Below are 13,260 nucleotides of genomic sequence, written 5' to 3'. Positions count from 1 at the left end.
GCTTCCTTTCACTTCTTCGTGGAATGAGATTGCGGATGGGGGATGGGGTTACTGCTTGACGCTTCCGGCGGCCAGACCCGACTGCCAGTAGCGCTGGAGCACCAGGAACGCGGCCACGATCGGGACGATCGTGATGAGAGATCCGGTGATCACGAGGTTGAAGATCGGCTGGGCGCCGACCCCGGTCGCCTGCGCGCTCCACTGGCTGAGGCCCACCGTGAGGGGGTACCAGGTGGGGTCGCTCAGCATGATGAGCGGCAGGAAGTAGTTGTTCCAGGTCGCGACGATCGCGAACAGTGCGACCGTGACGATGCCGGGCGCGAGGAGCCGCAGCGAGATGGTGAAGAACGTGCGGAACTCGCCTGCCCCGTCCATCCGCGCCGCCTCCAGCAGCTCGGTCGGGATGGCCTCGCTCGCGTAGGTCCAGATGAGGTAGAAGCCGAACGGACTGATGAGCGAGGGCAGGATCACCGACCAGGGGGTGTTGGTGAGCCCGGCCTGGCTGAACAGCAGGAACGTCGGGACGGCCAGGGCGGTCCCCGGGACGGCGATCGCGCCGAGCACCACGGCGAACACGGCGCGCTTGCCGGGGAAGTTGTACTTTGCCATTCCGTAGCCGGCGACGGTGGCGAGCAGCGTGGCCCCGCCCGCACCGACGACCACGTAGAGGAGGGTGTTGCCCAGCCACTGCACGAAGATTCCGCCGCGGTAGGTGAAGGTGTCGGCGATGTTCTGGAAGAGGTTGAAGTCCTTGCCGAACCAGAGCCCGAACGACGAGTAGAGGTCCGGCTGGGTCTTCGTCGCGTTGACGATCAGCCAGATGAGCGGCACGAACGAGTAGATGACGAAGAGCACCATCACGATCGTCAGCAGCGGCGACTTGCGGATGCGGCGGCCGGAGGAGGCGCCGGCCCGGACGCGAGCGGCGGCGCGCGACGGAGCCTCGCGCGGGCGGGTGCTGCGGGTGTCGGTCAGCGTGGCCATCAGCGGGCCTCCTTCCTCGTGCCGCGCAGCTGCACCACATACGCGATGACGGCGGTCAGGACGCCCATCACGATCGCGACGGTCGCGGCGTAGTTGAACTGCTGGCCGGCGAACGAGAGGTTGTAGGCGTACATGTTCGGGGTGAAGTAGCTGCTGATCGCGTTGGGCGCCAGCTGCTTGAGCAGGTTCGGCTCGTTGAAGAGCTGGAAGCTGCCGATGATCGAGAAGATCGTCGCGATCACGAGCGCGCCGCGGATGGCGGGCAGCTTGATGCTGAACACCGTGCGGAACGCTCCGGCGCCGTCGATCTCGGCCGCCTCGTAGAGCTCGCCCGGGATGACGCGCAGCGCCGCGTAGAAGATGAGCATGTTGTAGCCCATGAACTCCCAGGTGACGATGTTGCCGATGGAGGCCAGCACCCACTGTCCGCTGAGCGGCGCGAGCCCGGTCCCGAGCAACTGGTTGATGCTCGCGGTCAGACCGAACTGGTCGCCGTAGATGAATCCCCAGATCAGCGCGGCCACCACACCGGGCACCGCGTAGGGGAGGAAGAGTGCGATCCGGAAGAATCCGGCGCCGTGCAGCCGCGCGCTGTCGAGCGCGAGGGCGGCGACCAGCGAGAGGACCAGCATGATCGGCACCTGCACGACGAGGAACAGCGAGACGCGGCCGAGGGACGCCCAGAACTTCTCGTCCTGGAACACGCCGACGTAGTTGCCGAGCCCGACGAACGCGTTGCCGCCGATGAGCTGCTGGCGGAAGAGGCTGAGGTAGATCGCGTAGACCACCGGTGCGATGATCATCGCCGCGAAGACGACCATGAAGGGGGCCACGAAGGCCCAGCCGCGCCAGTCGCGGCGCGACCGGCGGCCGCGGCGGGGGGTGCCGGGCGCGGTGGCCCGCGTGAGGGACGTCGTTGTCATGTCTTCCCTGGGTTCGAGATCGGTGTGCGGATGTTTACGTCAACATCGTGGCGGCTACTCTAACATGTTCACGTCAACATGATGCAAGGTCGTGTTGACACTCGTGTTGAACACCGAGAAGTGGAGACCATGGCAGAGTCGCTGGCCGAATCCCCGTCCGCCCGTGCAACCGGGCGCAAACGCGGTCCGTCGTTGGGCGATGTCGCGGCGCACGCGGGCGTCTCCACGCAGACCGTGTCGCGGGTGGCGAACGGCCTCACCAACGTCGAGGAGACCACGCGTCAGCGCGTCCTCGCCTCGATGCAGGCGCTCGGCTACCGTCCGAATCGCGCGGCGCGGGCGCTGCGGTCCGGCCGCTTCCGGAACATCGGCGTGGTCATGTTCACCCTGTCGTCCTACGGCAACATGCGGACCCTCGACGCCATCGCCGTGTCAGCGGCGACCGCCGGCTACTCGATCACGGTCGTCCCGGTCGAACGCCCGACACAGCAGGATGTGAGCGTCGCGCTCAGCCGTCTGCTGGAGCAGGCGGTCGACGGCATCATCGTCGTGATCGAGGCGCACATCGTCGACCGCGCCGACGTCGAGCTGCCGTCCGGGCTGTCGGTCGTGGTCGTCGACTCGACCGAGCGCCCCGACTACCCGCAGGTCGACACGGACCAGGCGGAGGGTGCGCGGCAGGCCACCCAGCACCTGCTCGATCTCGGCCATCGGACGGTCTGGCACATCTCCGGTCCCGGCGACTCGTATTCGGCAGCACGCAGGGAGGAGTCGTGGCGCCGGACGCTGGAGGCGGCGGGAGCTCCTGTGCCGGAGGTCTTCCGCGGCGATTGGTCGACCTCGGCCGGCTATCGCCACGGGCAGGAGATCGCCGCGCGCCCCGAGATCACGGCCGTCTTCGCGGCGAACGACCAGATGGCCCTCGGCGTTCTGCGCGCCCTCCACGAGGCCGGCCGGCGGGTGCCGGAGGACGTCAGCGTCGTCGGATTCGACGACATGGCCGAGTCGGACTCGTTCTGGCCGCCGCTGACGACCATCCATCAGGAGTTCGAGGCCATCGGCCGCCGCGCCCTCGAACTGCTGATCGCGGAGATCGAGGCGCGCCCGGAGCCGGTGCGCTCCTCGGTGCTCCACACGCGCCTGGTCGTGCGCGCGAGCACGGCCGCACCGCCGGCCTCCTGACCGGCGGGCCGCTCGCTACGAGGGCTCTTCGTCCGCTTCGAGCGACTCGTCCGCATCCACGAAGTCGTCGTCGGTCTCGGTGGCCTCAGTGGCCGCCGCGGCCTGCGCCTCCGCCAGTTCGCTGGCCTCGTCCTCGTGCCGGTGTCTCGCCATGGGTTCCCCTCTCGACACCTCATCTTCTCGTAGACCCGGCACGAGCGGAGAGCCCCGAGTCGTTCCTGAGAATCGACTCATGTTCGAAACAAACGTCCGGTATGGTCTCGCCCACCGAACGCTCACGGACGAAGCATCCCTGGAGGATCACCGTTGGAACCACGGAACACCGCACCTCGGAGGCGGCTGCGGCGCCTCCTCCCCGCCGTCCTCGTAGCCACCCTGATCGGCGCCAGCCAGATCGCACTCAGCACTCCGGCCGCCGCCGCTGACGGCACGCCCGGTGCGACGGCGATCGGGGACTCGCTCTTCCGCGGTATCGGGAACGGCGGCTACGACGTCACGCACTACGACGTGGCGCTCGCGTTCAACGCCGACAAGAGCATCACCGCCACGACCCTGATCACCGCAACGGCGACGCAGGCGCTCTCCTCGTTCTCCCTCGACTTCGAGGGTCTCACCGTCTCGTCGGTGCTCGTCAACGGAACCCCGGCGACGTTCAGCCGGACGAGCGATCCGAGCATCAGCTCGTACAAGCTGGTCGTCACGCCGGCGTCGACGGTGACCGGCGACTTCACCGTGGCGGTCGCCTACTCGGGCACCCCGGTCACGCACGTGGATCCCGACGGATCGAGCGAGGGATGGGTCTCCACCTCCGACGGGGCGACCGCTCTCGGCCAGCCGGTCGGCACCATGACCTGGCTTCCCAGCAACAACACCCCTTCCGACAAGGCCACGTACGACATCACCATCGACGCCCCGACGACGATCGACGGCGTCTCCGCTGCCGCCGTGAGCAACGGTGAGCTCGTCGCGAAGACGCCCAGCGGCGACGGGAGCCGCACCTCCTGGCACTGGCGGCAGACGCGGCCGATGGCCACCGAGCTGGCGATGATCACCATCGGCAAGTACCTCGTCTACGAGTCGGATATCGCGCTCGCGGTGAGCGGCAGGACCATCCACGAATGGACCTTCGTCGACCCGGCCGTCACGACCACGAACCAGACGACGATCCAGACGCGCCGTGCCGCACTCCCCGAGATCCTCAACTACCTCGAGTCGAAGTACGGCGCCTACCCGGGCGGGAGCACGGGCTTCGTCGTCGACATCACCTCCCTCGGCTACGCCCTGGAGACCCAGGATCGCCCCTATTTCGAACGCTCCGTCTCGTCGGGCACGTTCATCCACGAGCTGGCGCACCAATGGTTCGGCGACTCGGTGACGCCGGCCGACTGGAACAGCATCTGGCTGAACGAGGGCCCGGCCACGTTTATCCCCACCCAGTACAACCAGGACCACGGCAGCAGCACGACGACGGCCTCGTCGCTGTTCACCACCTGGAACACGACTGCGGCGAGCAGCGCCCGCTGGACCATTCCCTCCGCAGCCATGACCGACCCGGCCGACCTCTTCGACTGGCAGGTCTACACCCGGGGAGCGATGACCCTGGAGGCGTTGCGCCAGTCCGTCGGCCAGACCGCTTTCGACGCCATCATGAAGACCTGGGTGCAGCGCTACGCCGGTCAGAGCAAGACGACCGAGGACTTCATCGCGCTCGCCGAAGAACTCTCCGGTCGCGATCTGGGCGCCTTCTTCCAGGATTGGGTGTACGACGCCGACAAGCCGGCGTGGCCTTCGACGTGGACGCTCGGCCTGACCTCCGACCCGGTGGACGGCGAAGTCGCCCCCGAACAGGAGATCACCTACACCCTGACCGCGAACAACACGGGCCAGGTCCCGTTGACCGGCGCGACCGCGACAGTCGACCTCGCCGACGTGCTCGACGATGCGGCCATCGACGCATCGTCGCTCCCGGTGGGTCTGGCGCTGAACGGCTCCACCCTCACCTGGACAGTGCCGGACACCGCGACGAGCGGCACGGCGACCGTCGCCTTCACCGCGGTCATCGCGAAGACCTCTTCGGGCGGCACGCTCACCGCGACGGCCTCGGTGGGAGCGCTGGGCGCGACCTGTGCGGACTGCTCCTCGACCCTCACGACGCCGGTCATCTCCGGTCCGGACCCGATCACCGAGGCCGACCTGACCGATGCGACTCGCGGCCCGGTGCGCGTGCCGGCGACAGCCGTTCCGGGTGGCGTGGTCCGCGTGACGATCGTCGGCGGGGCGCACGAGGGCGAGACGGTCACTCCCGTGCTCTTCTCGACCCCGCGGCCGCTCGCGGCGGCCGTCGTCTCCGGCGGGGCCTTCTCGGTCACCATTCCGGCGGACGCCCCACTGGGAGCGCACAAGCTGGCGATCGTCGATGCCCAGGGCGACCTGATCGGCTGGGGCGCTCTGACCCTGGTCGCCGCCGTGGGTTCGTCGGATCCGCAGACCGAGTCGGCCGCCACGGGCTCCGGCGCACTCGCCAGCACCGGCTCGTCGGTGACACTGCCGCTCGGCGTCGGCTCCGGAGTGCTCCTGGCCGGAGTTGCAGCGCTGCTGCTGGCGGGGTGGCGTCGCCGGCGGGCGACACGAATGACGGCCGTGGCCCCGTCACAGGACTAGCCCCCGGCGCGGAGGTCGGCCGCAAATGAAAAGCCCCGCTGAACGGCAATGCCTGTTCAGCGGGGCTTCTCTACTGTCTCAACCAGTGGGGTGTGTATAAACACAGTGCGCCACGAGGGATTCGAACCCCCAACCTTCTGATCCGTAGTCAGATGCTCTATCCGTTGAGCTAGTGGCGCATGACCCGCACGCGGACCGGATACGAGCTTACATGACGCCATCCAAGACCGCCAATTGACGGCGGAGAGCGACCTGGCGGTATGACGTCTCGATGAGCTCGGAGGTCTCCGACCAGTCCCGGGTGCCCCGATCGAGGTCGATGGCCAGCCAGCCGCTCGGGCCCCAGTACTTCGGGACGAACACCCGTGGGTCCTCACGCCAGGCCGGCGCTTCCGCGGGATCCGGCTTGAACACGAGGGTGTCCGGGCGGTCCATCGACGACCCGAGCACGGCGAACGCCCGGCCCTTCTCGCCGGCCTTCCACGAGGGGCGGCCGTGGTTCAGCGTCTCGACTGCCTCGGGCAGTCCCAAGCAGAGGCTTCGGATGCGCTCCACGAGAGCATCGCCCTCCTCGAAGAGCAGTGGATGCTCCATCAGTGTGTCCTCCGCATCACCGGAAGACCTCGTCCAGGAAGCACACCAGCGCCCGCCAGCTCCGCGCGTCGGCGAGGGGACGGTACCGGTCCGTGCCCGGAATGGTGAACGCATGCGGCGCACCCGAGTACGTGTTCACCTGCCAGTCGACGTGTGGAGCGCCGCGCAGCTCCTGCTCGAACGCGACCACCGCTTCATCGGGAACGACCGGGTCGTCGCCGCCGGTCAGCACCAGCAGGGAGGCGGCGATCTGCGCCGCGTCGGACGGATCGTGCGCGATCAGGCCGCCGTGGAACGAGGCGACGCCGCGGGCCGGGGCTCCGGTGCGTGCGAACTCGAGGGCGGCCGTCCCCCCGAAGCAGTAGCCGATGACGGCGAGGCGTGCGGGGTCGACGGCGGGATGCTGCTGCAACCAGCTGAATCCCGCAGCCACCCGGGCGCGGAGCAGCGGGAGGTCGTTGAAGTACTTGCCGGCCTCGGCGGGCGCCGCGTCTCCGGCCGGCCGCACGCCGGTCCCGTAGAGGTCGGCGGCGAAGGCGACGTACCCGGACCGCGCCAGCATCTGGGCGCGCATCCGCACGTTGTCGCCGACGCCGTGCCAGTCGTGCAGCACCAGCACCGCCGGCCGTCGCTCGTCGGCCTGCGCATCCCGTGCCAGGTATCCCTCGAGCGGGACTCCCTCGTGTTCGTACGCCACCGTCTCGGCCTCGATGACCGAGCGTTCACCGATCGGGACCTGCTCGAGCAGGGCCTGGAAGGCGGGGGCGAGAGCGGGCGACGGGCTGTCGTTCGTCACAGGGCGGCTCCTGGGTCGTCACGTCGCGCGGACGGCAGGCGCCGTCGGCGGCCGGGTCTGCTGTGACGTGGTCGCGGGATGCGCGCGGGAGCCGTCGGGTGCGGGTCGGGTTCCCACGCCTTCACACTACCGCGGGTTCCCTCGGAGCACGACGGACGTACGATGGGCCACATGGCCACCGAGTTCAGCGATCAGACGGATGCGAGCCGCTACGCGATGCACGTCGACGGCGAGCTCGTCGGCGTGCTCGACTACCGCATCCTCGGCGACTCCATCTCCCTGACGCGCGCCTTCACCGTGCCGCACCACCGGGGCAAGGGCTACGCCGCGCAGCTGGTCGAGTACGCGGTCGGCGAGATCGAGAAGGGCGGGACGCTGCGGATCGTGCCGATGTGCTGGTACGTGGCCGACTGGTTCGAGGCGCACCCGGAACGCGCTGCCCTGCTGCAGCGCCGGGCGGGCTGACCGCCCGATGGCAGCCGAGGGGTCGGCCGTTCCTTCGCGTCTCGTCGCGCGGGTGTCACGGTTCGGCGACCCGACGGCCATGGTGCTGGCCCGGGAGGCGGTGCGTCCGCCGCGGGGCAACGAGGTCGTCGTGCGAGTGACGCACGCCTCTCTGGGCGCGACGGATGTGCTGGCCCGGCGCGGCGGGTACGTGCTGCAGCCGGCTCCCGGCTTCATCACGGGATACGACTTCGTCGGTGAGCTCGTCACGGAGTCGGCGGTGTCGGTCGCCCTGGGCCTGCGCGTCGGTGCCCGGGTGGTCGCCGCGCTTCCGCGGATGGGCGCTCACGCGACGTTCGTCACGATCGCTCCGACACTGCTCGTCGCCCTCCCCGCGGACCTCGACCCGGCGACGGCCGCGGTGCTCCCGCTCGACGGGGTGACAGCGGGGCACGCCCTCGATCTCGCCGGCGCGGGGGACAGCATCCTGGTGCAGGGCGCGTCCGGAGCCGTCGGGATGCTCGCCGCACAGCTGGCCCTGCGTGCCGGACGGACCGTGATCGGCACCGCCTCCGCCCGCAGCCGCGCCGCGATCGCCGACCTCGGCATCCCGCTGGTCGATTACGGCGCTTCCGACTGGGCCGCCCTGGTTCGCGAGGCGGCGGGCGGCGGGGTGGATGCGGCGATCGACCACACGGGTTCACCGCGTGTCCGTGAGGTGCTCGCGCCCGGGGGCGTGCTCGTCCGCACGGGCTTCGCCGGGCGCGCCGGGCAGGAGCGGGCCGACGCCGTCCGGGGGTTCACACGGGCCGCGCGCGACCGGTCGGAGCGCATCTGCAGCGCCCCGCTGTTCATCGCGACCCGCCGCACCGCCTACCGCCGCCTCCTCTCGTCGCTCCTCGCCGACGTCGCCGCCGGCGGGTTGCGCACGGCGGAGCCGGTGGAGTTCCCGCTCTCCGAGGTGTGGGAGGCGCACCGGGCGGCCGAATCAGCGGCGCCGGGACGCAAGGTCGTCCTCACGATGGTCTGAGCCGGCTCAGAACGCGAACATCTGCCCCAGCACGACCACGGCGATGATGAAGAGCACGACGATCCCCGCGATGGTGACCACCGCGCGAGCCGACAGGCGCGCGATCCCGAAGCCGACCAGGAACGGCAGCGCCAGGCAGCCGAGCGCGAGCACCCACCAGAAGGCCGCATAACCGCCCGCCGACGCTGACTCCAGGCGCCCGCCGAACAGCTTCTGGGTCGTGGGATGCGTCGCGAACGCGATGCAGGCCGACAGCGGATACGCGATCAGCACGGCGGTGATGAGGCCTGCGAACGCCCCCCAGAGCCCCCGCTTCTCGCCCAGCTGGAGCGTCTCCTCGTGGTGCGGCCCTTGGCGGCTCTTGGTGCTCATGGCGCACAGCATAGCCAGCGGCCCGGCCGCCGGGAATGCAGCAGAACGTCGGCGCTCAGGGCCGTCAGAAGTCGTCGTCGGAGCCGATGACGACCGGCACGCACTCCGAGAAGCGGTACCGGATCAGTTCGGGCCACAGCGTCGAATCGCACAGGTCGAACACATCCATCACTGCCGCCCCGCCGATGTGCGATGGCAGGCGCAGCTCGAAGGGCGGTTCGCTGGTCCGTTCGAACTCGATCTCGAAGGCATCGTCGTCGCGCTCCAGCACGGCGAGAACTGTCTCCATGGTGGCCCTCCCTCGACGGATGGATCGTCTGTTCCCACCGTTACGCCCCGACGTCGTCGTGGCAAGCCCTGGCGTGCCGGCATCCTGCCGTCGATTGGCAGTGTTCTTTCTGGCACTTGGTGTCATAATCGGCTGACAACCCGACGAGGAAGGGACGACGATGACCGAATCGAAGCCGCTGACGGCGCACAGCACCATCGGCGAATGGCTGGATCACCCGAAGGGCGCTCCGCTCATCCAGGGGCTGCTCGCCCAGGCGGGAGTGGGCGAGGAGATGCTCGCGCCGGTGCGGGGCCTCCCGCTCCAGCAGTTGGTCGCGCTCAGCCAGGGGCAGCTGCCGCAGTCCGTCGTCGACGACCTGGTGCTGCAGGCCAACGACGGTGTCATGCCCGAGGATGTGGATACCGGCTGGGTGGAGAAGGTCACCCCTGGTCGCTTCGACGGGCGCACGGTGATCGTCACCGGTGCTGCGTCGGGGATCGGCCGGGCGACCGCGTCCCGCATCGCCCGCGAGGGCGGCCGGGTGATCGCCGTGGACATCTCCGCGGAGCGCCTGGACGAGCTCGCGTCGAGCCTGCCGACCGGCGCGGTCACCACGGTGGTGGGCGACATCACCAAACAGGACGACATCGACAGCATCGTGGCCGCCGCCGGCGACCGCATCGACGCCCTGGCGAACGTCGCGGGCGTCAACGACGACTTCTCGCCGGCGCACGAGACCTCCGACGCCGTCTGGGACCGTACGATCGGCATCAATCTGACCGGCGGGTTCAAGCTCACGCGGGCGGTGCTCCCCGCCATGCTGCAGGCGGGTGTCGGCTCGATCGTCAACGTGGCGTCGGAGGCCGGCCTGCGCGGGAACGCGTCCGGCACCGCGTACACCGTCTCCAAGCACGGCGTCATCGGTCTCACCCGCAGCACGGCGTTCATGTACGGTCCGCAGGGCATCCGGGTCAATGCCGTCGCCCCGGGCGGGGTGGCCACCGGCATCCCGATGCCCGCGCACCCGTCGGAGGCCGGGACCGCGCGACTCACCCCGTTCCAGCAGCAGATCCCGACCATCGCGACCGCCGAGCAGCTGGCCGCGTCGATCACCTTCCTGCTCAGCGACGACGGCGTCAACATCAACGGCGCGGTGCTTCCGAGCGACGGCGGCTGGTCGGTCCAGTAACTGCCGCAGGGGGTGTCCTTCAGCTGCGCTGGTCGCGCCTCGAACGGATGGCGTAGGCGGTGCCGGCCGTGAGTGCTGCGAGCAGCAGCACGCGGCCGGCCCGCTTGCGCCGGCCGCCCCAGCCACCCGTCACGCCGAGCGGAGCGCCCGACGGGCTGTCCAGGTTGCCGGATGTCTGGGCGGCCGGTGCCTTCCGGAACTGGCCGATCTCCGTCTGCCGGGCGATCGCCGCTTCCACCGCCTGAGGGTGCCGACGGTGCTGGCGGACCATCGCCCTGCCGGCGCCGCTGACCGTCCGCTCCGGTGTCCCCGGTCGCTTCCATGCGGCGACGATCTGCTTCACCGCATCCGTCGGCGGATAGACCGGAGGAAGCGCCTGCAGGGCGCGGCCGGTGCGGTTGCCCGCGTGCTGGAAGATCGGGGTGTCCAGGTTGGGCGGCAGCACCGTCACCACGTGCACCGGCGACTTCGCCAGCGACAGCTCGGAACGCAGGCTGCGTCCGAGGGCGATCACGGCGGCCTTCGACATCGAGTACGCCGTCGTGTACGGCTGCGGCACCTCTCCGAGGATGGATGCGACGTTGATGATGGTGCCGGATCGCTGGCGCAGCATGACGCGCAGCGCGCTCCTGCTGCCGTTCGCGTAGCCGTGGAGGTCGACGTCGATGATGCGCTCGAACTCGGCAGGCGGCTGCTCCCAGAACACTCCGTAGCTGCTGACCGCGGCCGCGTTGATCCACACGTCGAGCCGGCCGTGACGGGCGATGGCGGTGTCGACAGCCCGGTCGCTCGTCTCGCGGTCGGCCGTGTCGCCGGCCACCGTGACGACGTCACGGGCTCCCTTGGCCGTGCACTCGGCGGCGACGTCCTGAAGGGTGGATGCGCTGCGGGCGACCAGGACCAGCCTCGCGTGGCGTTTGGCGAACTCCAGGGAGGTTCCCCGGCCGAGGCCGCTGGATGCTCCGGTGATGACGACGACAGGGGATGCGCTCATGCCGCTGACGGTAGGCGCTGCGGCCGGATGCCGTGAGGCCTTGACAGCGGGATACGCGGGAGCGGCTACGGTTCTGATGTGTCGCGCATCCAGGAAGTCGCCCGCGAGTCCTTCGGTTGGGAGCAGCTGCGCCCCGGCTTGGCCGAGGCCATGGAGGTGCTGCTCGGCGGGGGCGATGTGCTCGCCGTCATGCCGACCGGGTACGGCAAGTCCTCGCTCTATCAGGTGACCGGAACCATCCTCGACGGCGTGACGATCGTCGTCTCGCCGCTGATCTCCCTGCAGGAGGATCAGGTGCGCGCGCTCAGCGAGGCGAGGGATGTGCCGGGCGCGGTCGCCATCAACTCCTCGGCCGGGCAGCGCGAACGAGAACGGGATTGGGAGGCGCTGGAGTCGGGCGAGGCCGGATTCGCCTTCCTCGCTCCTGAGCAGCTCGCCAACCCGGAGGTGCGTGAGCGGCTGCGCGCCGTCGACGTCTCGCTGTTCGCGGTCGACGAGGCGCACTGCGTCTCCTCGTGGGGCCATGACTTCCGCCCCGACTACCTGCTGCTCGGCGACGTCATCGACGAACTGGGCCATCCACCGGTCGTCGCGATGACGGCGACTGGAGCGCCTCCCGTGCGCGCCGAGATCTCCGAGCGGCTGGGCCTCCGCAAACCGCGGTTGTTCGCGACAGGGTTCGACCGCCCGAATCTCCGGCTGGAGGTGGTGCGTCACGAAGAGGATGCGGCGAAGCGTGCCGCCGTCGTGGAGCAGATCCGCGGGCTGGAGGGGGCCGGGCTCGTCTACGTCGCCACTCGCAAGGATGCCGAGCTGTACGCCGATGAGATCGGGGAGGCCGGCATCCCGGCGGCGGCATATCACGCCGGACTGCGCCGAGCCGAGCGCGACGACGTCTACGAGCGCTTCATGGACGGGCGCGCCCGCGTGGTCACGGCCACCAGCGCCTTCGGGATGGGCATCGACAAGCACGACGTGCGCTCGGTCGTCCACGCGTCGGTGACCGACTCCCTCGACAGCTACTACCAGGAGGCGGGACGGGCAGGCCGCGACGGCGAGCCGGCTCGGGTCACCTTGCACTATCGACCGGAGGATTTCGCCCTCACCAAGTTCTTCTCCGGCGGCGGACCGGACGCCGACGAGCTCGCCCGCGTCTTCGGGGCGATCGCCCTCGAGCCGGGCATCACCCGTGCAGGCCTCGCGGAACGCGTGCAGATCAGTGTGCGCTCGCTCGGGCGGCTTCTCGGCCTGCTGCGGGATGCGGACGTGCTGTCCGGGAGCGACGACGATCTCCGTGCGGCCGATGTCGTTCCGGGCGATGCGGCCGCGAAGGCGGTCGCCGAAGCAGAGTCGCGACAGCGCATCGAGCACTCCCGCGCGCAGCTGATGCAGGAGTATGCCGAAACCGGAATGTGCCGTCGTCAGTTCCTGCTGGGCTACTTCGGCGAGGAGCTTCCCGAGCCGTGCGGCAACTGCGACACCTGCTCCTCCGGAAGCGCGCAGCGTTGGGCGGCGGAGCACGACGCGGCCCGCGAAGACCCGTTCCCGCTCGCCGCGCGCGTGCGCCACGAGACGTGGGGGCCCGGCGTCGTCATGCACACCGAGGCGGACCGGCTCACGGTGTTCTTCGACGACGCGGGCTACAAGGTCCTCTCGCTCTCGGCCGTGACGGACGCCGGACTGCTCGAGGTCGTCAGTCCGGCGGCCTGACCTCCACTCGGCTCCACCCGATCGCGGGCGTGCACCGGTACGCCTAACTCCTCAGTCGGCCACCTCGGGTACGGGGTTTGCGAGACGGCGTCACGATCCCGGCTTCGCTT

Annotated in this window: 14 protein-coding genes and 1 tRNA gene; 6 read left to right on the top strand and 9 right to left on the bottom strand. The window is 69.8% G+C overall.

Features of this window, described 5'->3' with window-relative positions; genetic code table 11:
* Positions 1 to 48 precede the first annotated feature (48 nt).
* A complete protein-coding gene (locus tag H284_RS0108825; RefSeq protein WP_020075960.1) occupies positions 49 to 984 on the bottom strand; it encodes a carbohydrate ABC transporter permease in 936 nt (311 codons plus the stop codon).
* The gene (locus H284_RS0108820; RefSeq protein ID WP_020075959.1) at positions 984 to 1,907 is read right to left on the bottom strand and encodes a carbohydrate ABC transporter permease; all 924 of its coding nucleotides are present in this window, start codon (positions 1,905 to 1,907) and stop codon (positions 984 to 986) included. The genes H284_RS0108825 and H284_RS0108820 overlap by 1 nt, the downstream gene beginning before the upstream one ends.
* 129 nt (positions 1,908 to 2,036) lie before the next feature.
* On the opposite strand from H284_RS0108820, the gene H284_RS0108815 reads away from it, so the two are divergent.
* On the top strand, positions 2,037 to 3,089 hold the full coding sequence (locus H284_RS0108815) for a LacI family DNA-binding transcriptional regulator (RefSeq protein WP_020075958.1): 1,053 nt from the start codon (positions 2,037 to 2,039) through the stop codon (positions 3,087 to 3,089).
* Positions 3,090 to 3,104: 15 nt separating this feature from the next.
* Here H284_RS0108815 and H284_RS21030 read toward each other — a convergent pair whose 3' ends face one another.
* Positions 3,105 to 3,242 carry a hypothetical protein gene (locus H284_RS21030; RefSeq protein WP_018189338.1) on the bottom strand — a complete coding sequence of 46 codons (138 nt, stop codon included), beginning with the start codon at positions 3,240 to 3,242 and terminating at the stop codon, positions 3,105 to 3,107.
* Between the two features lie 153 nt (positions 3,243 to 3,395).
* On the opposite strand from H284_RS21030, the gene H284_RS0108805 reads away from it, so the two are divergent.
* Positions 3,396 to 5,750, top strand: a complete 2,355-nt coding sequence (locus tag H284_RS0108805; RefSeq protein ID WP_020075957.1) for a M1 family aminopeptidase — start codon at positions 3,396 to 3,398, stop codon at positions 5,748 to 5,750.
* A 106-nt stretch (positions 5,751 to 5,856) separates the two neighbouring features.
* Here the strand turns inward: H284_RS0108805 and H284_RS0108800 are convergent.
* The 3 genes from H284_RS0108800 to H284_RS0108790 all read right to left on the bottom strand — a co-directional run bounded on the left by H284_RS0108800 (position 5,857) and on the right by H284_RS0108790 (position 7,140).
* A tRNA-Arg gene (locus H284_RS0108800) sits at positions 5,857 to 5,929 on the bottom strand.
* Positions 5,930 to 5,957: 28 nt separating this feature from the next.
* Positions 5,958 to 6,344, bottom strand: a complete 387-nt coding sequence (locus H284_RS0108795) for an MmcQ/YjbR family DNA-binding protein (protein ID WP_020075956.1) — start codon at positions 6,342 to 6,344, stop codon at positions 5,958 to 5,960.
* Positions 6,345 to 6,360: 16 nt separating this feature from the next.
* On the bottom strand, positions 6,361 to 7,140 hold the full coding sequence (locus H284_RS0108790; RefSeq protein ID WP_020075955.1) for a dienelactone hydrolase family protein: 780 nt from the start codon (positions 7,138 to 7,140) through the stop codon (positions 6,361 to 6,363).
* Positions 7,141 to 7,311: 171 nt separating this feature from the next.
* Between H284_RS0108790 and H284_RS0108785 the strand changes: the two genes are divergently transcribed.
* Both H284_RS0108785 and H284_RS0108780 read left to right on the top strand, forming a co-directional pair.
* A complete protein-coding gene (locus tag H284_RS0108785) occupies positions 7,312 to 7,605 on the top strand; it encodes a GNAT family N-acetyltransferase (protein ID WP_020075954.1) in 294 nt (97 codons plus the stop codon).
* Positions 7,606 to 7,612: 7 nt separating this feature from the next.
* Positions 7,613 to 8,614 (top strand): quinone oxidoreductase family protein, encoded by a 1,002-nt coding sequence (locus H284_RS0108780; RefSeq protein ID WP_231371130.1) that lies wholly within the window; start codon positions 7,613 to 7,615, stop codon positions 8,612 to 8,614.
* 6 nt (positions 8,615 to 8,620) lie between these two features.
* Here H284_RS0108780 and H284_RS0108775 read toward each other — a convergent pair whose 3' ends face one another.
* Complete coding sequence (locus tag H284_RS0108775) at positions 8,621 to 8,986, bottom strand: hypothetical protein (RefSeq protein WP_018189344.1); 366 nt, start codon at positions 8,984 to 8,986, stop codon at positions 8,621 to 8,623.
* Between the two features lie 64 nt (positions 8,987 to 9,050).
* Positions 9,051 to 9,275 (bottom strand): hypothetical protein, encoded by a 225-nt coding sequence (locus H284_RS0108770; RefSeq protein WP_018189345.1) that lies wholly within the window; start codon positions 9,273 to 9,275, stop codon positions 9,051 to 9,053.
* A 160-nt stretch (positions 9,276 to 9,435) separates the two neighbouring features.
* Between H284_RS0108770 and H284_RS0108765 the strand changes: the two genes are divergently transcribed.
* Complete coding sequence (locus H284_RS0108765) at positions 9,436 to 10,446, top strand: SDR family NAD(P)-dependent oxidoreductase (RefSeq protein WP_020075952.1); 1,011 nt, start codon at positions 9,436 to 9,438, stop codon at positions 10,444 to 10,446.
* A 19-nt stretch (positions 10,447 to 10,465) separates the two neighbouring features.
* Here H284_RS0108765 and H284_RS20060 read toward each other — a convergent pair whose 3' ends face one another.
* Complete coding sequence (locus H284_RS20060; RefSeq protein WP_020075951.1) at positions 10,466 to 11,440, bottom strand: SDR family NAD(P)-dependent oxidoreductase; 975 nt, start codon at positions 11,438 to 11,440, stop codon at positions 10,466 to 10,468.
* A gap of 78 nt (positions 11,441 to 11,518) precedes the next feature.
* Here H284_RS20060 and H284_RS0108755 point away from each other — a divergent pair, with 78 nt between their 5' ends.
* The gene (locus tag H284_RS0108755) at positions 11,519 to 13,150 is read left to right on the top strand and encodes a RecQ family ATP-dependent DNA helicase (protein WP_020075950.1); all 1,632 of its coding nucleotides are present in this window, start codon (positions 11,519 to 11,521) and stop codon (positions 13,148 to 13,150) included.
* Positions 13,151 to 13,260 lie beyond the last annotated feature (110 nt).

This window comes from Cryocola sp. 340MFSha3.1 (genome assembly GCF_000383315.1).
Lineage (GTDB): Bacteria > Actinomycetota > Actinomycetes > Actinomycetales > Microbacteriaceae > Leifsonia.
Note: the sequence above shows the minus strand (reverse complement) of the source record. Positions and strands in the feature narration are given on the sequence as shown.

What these genes read in the sequence shown, in the direction of transcription:
- H284_RS0108825 (WP_020075960.1), bottom strand. Translation starts at nt 984, where the DNA reads ATGGCCACGCTGACCGACACCCGCAGCACCCGCCCGCGCGAGGCTCCG.
- H284_RS0108820 (WP_020075959.1), bottom strand. Translation starts at nt 1,907, where the DNA reads ATGACAACGACGTCCCTCACGCGGGCCACCGCGCCCGGCACCCCCCGC.
- H284_RS0108815 (WP_020075958.1), top strand. Translation starts at nt 2,037, where the DNA reads ATGGCAGAGTCGCTGGCCGAATCCCCGTCCGCCCGTGCAACCGGGCGC.
- H284_RS21030 (WP_018189338.1), bottom strand. Translation starts at nt 3,242, where the DNA reads ATGGCGAGACACCGGCACGAGGACGAGGCCAGCGAACTGGCGGAGGCG.
- H284_RS0108795 (WP_020075956.1), bottom strand. Translation starts at nt 6,344, where the DNA reads ATGGAGCATCCACTGCTCTTCGAGGAGGGCGATGCTCTCGTGGAGCGC.
- H284_RS0108785 (WP_020075954.1), top strand. Translation starts at nt 7,312, where the DNA reads ATGGCCACCGAGTTCAGCGATCAGACGGATGCGAGCCGCTACGCGATG.
- H284_RS0108780 (WP_231371130.1), top strand. Translation starts at nt 7,613, where the DNA reads ATGGCAGCCGAGGGGTCGGCCGTTCCTTCGCGTCTCGTCGCGCGGGTG.
- H284_RS0108775 (WP_018189344.1), bottom strand. Translation starts at nt 8,986, where the DNA reads ATGAGCACCAAGAGCCGCCAAGGGCCGCACCACGAGGAGACGCTCCAG.
- H284_RS0108770 (WP_018189345.1), bottom strand. Translation starts at nt 9,275, where the DNA reads ATGGAGACAGTTCTCGCCGTGCTGGAGCGCGACGACGATGCCTTCGAG.
- H284_RS0108765 (WP_020075952.1), top strand. Translation starts at nt 9,436, where the DNA reads ATGACCGAATCGAAGCCGCTGACGGCGCACAGCACCATCGGCGAATGG.
- H284_RS20060 (WP_020075951.1), bottom strand. Translation starts at nt 11,440, where the DNA reads ATGAGCGCATCCCCTGTCGTCGTCATCACCGGAGCATCCAGCGGCCTC.